Here is a 3,130-nt window from a genome sequence, read left to right as displayed (position 1 = left end):
CTTTGCAGCGCAGCTTCCGCACCGCTGAGAAGGCCGTTAACACCTGGTGCGATCAGGTCAAAATCGCCGCGTAGAAACTTGACTCGACTGCTACAAGATCAATTCAGTCAAGGAATCTAGCCCGGTGTTGCTCAGCCGGAACTGACGTATGGAGCGCTCATGCGCATTTGCCCGGCTCTTGAGGGCCGTTACGGCAGTCAGGACTTCGCCCTGGCGCTCGAAATAGCGGAATAGGAGTACAACGTCGCTCAGGTAACTGATGTCAATATCGCTTTGAATTTCGCCGATGATTCCGTGTTGCCCAAGAACCAGCATCGTGACCACGCCTCGTTGATTGAGATAGCCAAGCAACTCATGCATCTGAAGCAGGAGGTAGCGCTCCCCGGGCATGGCTTGCAGAAATGCATTGAGACTGTCTATCGCGACATACTTCGCCCCTCCTTGCTCCACGCGGTTGCGCACATCGCTTGTAAACTCTCCCGGCGATATCTCTGCGGGATCGACCTGGCGCAGCGTCAAAAGCCCGCTCTCGACATGCCGTCCCAAATCCATACCAAGCTTCGCGCAGCGCTGCAAAAGCGTGTTGAGAGTTTCGTCAAACAGGTAGTAGACGCACGGCTCGCCACGTTCCAGCGCGGCTAAAAGGCACGAAACGACCGTGGTTGTCTTGCCGACGCCGGACGGACCTATCAACAGTGAGTTGGTGCCGGGAACTAACCCTCCTCCAAGCAACTCGTCAAGTCCCTCCGTTCCCGTACTGTGCAATTGGCCAGAGAAGGTGCTGTGGTGCTCCGCGGCCACCAGTCGCGGGTAGACCTTGATGCCACCCGTGTCGAGTGTCATGTCGTGGTATCCCTCGCGAAACTTGATTCCACGCATCTTCGCGATTCGCAAGCGGCGGCGCTCTCCTCCGTAGTCATGCGAGAGGTTATCCAGACTGATTACGCCGTGCGCGATGCTGTGCAGTTGAAGATCGCCGGGCTCAGCACTGTTGTCATCGAGAAGCAGCACCGTGCAAGCACGCGTGGCGAAGTAACGCTTCAAAGCGAGAATCTGCCTTCGATAGCGCATCGGATTCTGCGAAAGCAGCCGCAGTTCGGACAAACTGTCGAACACGAGGCGCGCCGGCTTGAACTCGTCCACCTTCTCGATGACATCCCTCACCGTTTCACCTAACTCCACTTCCGCCGGGTGCAGGACTGTTTGTTCGTAGCGCGGATCGAGCCCCTCGTCCGATAGCAGTTCGATGATCGTGAACTGACCAACGTCCCATCCGTGACTGGTCGCGACAGCGACGAGTTCGGATTTCGTCTCAGACAGCGTAACGTAGAGACCAGCTTCGCCCGTCTCAGCGCCTTTGAGTAAAAACTGCAAGGCGAAGGTCGTTTTGCCAGCGCCAGGCGCACCCTCGATCAGGTACATCCGGTGCGGCGTAAGTCCGCCGCCGAGGATGTCGTCGACACCGTCGACTCCTGAGGCGAGACGCGGTGGCGTAGCCTCGTGTGTATGTTTTGCCATGACTATCGAGTGGGTGAGGTTGACTGATCCGCCCGAGAGCGCTCGCAAAGCCGTTTCGGGAGCGGCGCAACCGTAACGCAAAAAGTGGGCCACGTCGGTGAACTGCACCGTCCTGAACAGGTTTCGACAGATCCATCATGCAAAACCGTAAAGCTCCGACGGATTCGTTACAAAAATTCTCCGTTGCCATTCGGCGCGATCGATCCATGAAGCGACGGTGTCCAAGAGCTTCGCGTCATCGGGCTTGCGGGACTTTTCAGTCGGATGCGGCCAGTCGGAACCCCACAGCATCCGCTCAGGCGCTAAAGCGATGAGTGACGTCGCGACCGGCTCGACGTCTTCGAATCCGGGCGCACCGAATTTGCTGTCCACGTATGGACCCGATAAAGTAATCCATGCGTTGCCCTTTTCGACCAGGCGTCGCGCGGTGCGGAACGCCTCCGAGTTCAAGCCTCCGGGTTGCGGAACATGGGCGATATGGTCGATGACGAGCGGGCACGGGAGAGCAGACAGCCGGCTTTCCAGTTCGGGCAACCGGGTACCCTGCACTACCAGTTCGATATGCCAGCCCATCGCAGCGATGCGCGACGCAAGCGGGCCGAGCATATCGACCGTCGTCGCGCCGGGATAGCTCAGATTGAAGCGGATCGCACGAACTCCCGCGTCGTTCATGCGGCGCAATTCGTGGTCGCTCACGGAGGTATCGATAACCGCGACGCCGCGCGAATCTGCCCCGAAGCGATTCAACGCATCGAGTGTGCAGCGGTTGTCGGTGCCGTAAGTCGAAGGCGTCACGACGACGTTTCGTCGCACGCCAAGCCGACTCTGCAAGTTCCGGTACTGCCCGACTGTAGCATCAGGCGGGCGCAATGTCGTGCCCGGCGCACTTGGAAACCCGTCGTCGTAGATGTGCATGTGGCAGTCGACCGCGCCTGCCGGCAATTTGAACGACGGTACATCCGTGCCGCTCGACCACGTCTCCTCGGCTCTCGACTGCAAGGAAATCATCGACATGGCCGCAGCAGTACCCGCAGCCTGCAAGAAGGCACGTCGGTTGAACGGCCGCATGCTCATGCCGTCTCCGGCTTGTGAACGCGCGGCTCTTCGCCATTGCGGCTCAGCATGAGCAACGTGGCGACGCTCACCAATTCATGGCAGCGCTCACGTTGTCTGGCGCGGCTTCCCGGCTGCAGGCAGCGAGGGCATCAGGCGATCTTGCCGAGATCCCGTTGAGCGCGGCGTCAGATCTCTCACGGAAACTCGGGGCAAGCGCTGCCTGTTGCACAGCGACGTTCGCGAGATAAACACTCGCTCAAACTCCGTTTTGGGCCCACCAATGATTAAACCGCGCATCGACAACAGAACGGTTCTTGCTCGCCACACTGCACGATGGTCTCGACCTTAATTTCCGTTTTTCTTGTTTGATTGGACATCGCAAAGGCGGGACGTTGCGAATGGGCGAATCGCCCCGCCTAGTGTTTCCTTACGCAGCCGACGGGATCTTCCTCGGCTGCGTCAGCATGGCGGGCTGCAGGATCTCGTCGAGTTGCAACTGGCTCAAAAGCCCCTTCTCGACCACGATCTCCGCGACGCTTCGGCCCGACGCGAGCGC

3 protein-coding genes and 1 pseudogene are annotated in these 3,130 nt (G+C 59.1%); 1 reads left to right on the top strand and 3 read right to left on the bottom strand.

The features are described 5' to 3' along the window. Positions 1-90: 90 nt before the first annotated feature. Positions 91-1,518 carry an ATPase domain-containing protein gene (locus tag AWB81_RS41485; protein ID WP_087135587.1) on the bottom strand — a complete coding sequence of 476 codons (1,428 nt, stop codon included), beginning with the start codon at positions 1,516-1,518 and terminating at the stop codon, positions 91-93. A 135-nt stretch (positions 1,519-1,653) separates the two neighbouring features. Continuing rightward, on the bottom strand, positions 1,654-2,586 hold the full coding sequence (locus AWB81_RS41480; protein ID WP_062644271.1) for an amidohydrolase family protein: 933 nt from the start codon (positions 2,584-2,586) through the stop codon (positions 1,654-1,656). A gap of 65 nt (positions 2,587-2,651) precedes the next feature. Here AWB81_RS41480 and AWB81_RS47915 point away from each other — a divergent pair. Further along, a pseudogene (locus AWB81_RS47915) lies at positions 2,652-2,822 on the top strand (IclR family transcriptional regulator); the annotation flags it as partial. 179 nt (positions 2,823-3,001) lie between these two features. Here the strand turns inward: AWB81_RS47915 and AWB81_RS41470 are convergent. After that, positions 3,002-3,130 (bottom strand): hypothetical protein (locus AWB81_RS41470; RefSeq protein ID WP_144444238.1); only part of this gene is annotated, 129 nt, incomplete at its 5' end.

The organism is Caballeronia arationis (genome assembly GCF_001544975.2).
In the GTDB taxonomy this organism is placed as follows: Bacteria; Pseudomonadota; Gammaproteobacteria; order Burkholderiales; family Burkholderiaceae; genus Caballeronia; species Caballeronia arationis.
The sequence above is the reverse complement of the archived record's forward strand: the minus strand, read 5'-3'. Positions and strand labels throughout refer to the sequence as shown.

Bases quoted from the DNA above. Each gene is read 5' to 3' on its own strand.
- AWB81_RS41485 (WP_087135587.1), bottom strand. From the start codon at position 1,518: ATGGCAAAACATACACACGAGGCTACGCCACCGCGTCTCGCCTCAGGA.
- AWB81_RS41480 (WP_062644271.1), bottom strand. From the start codon at position 2,586: ATGCGGCCGTTCAACCGACGTGCCTTCTTGCAGGCTGCGGGTACTGCT.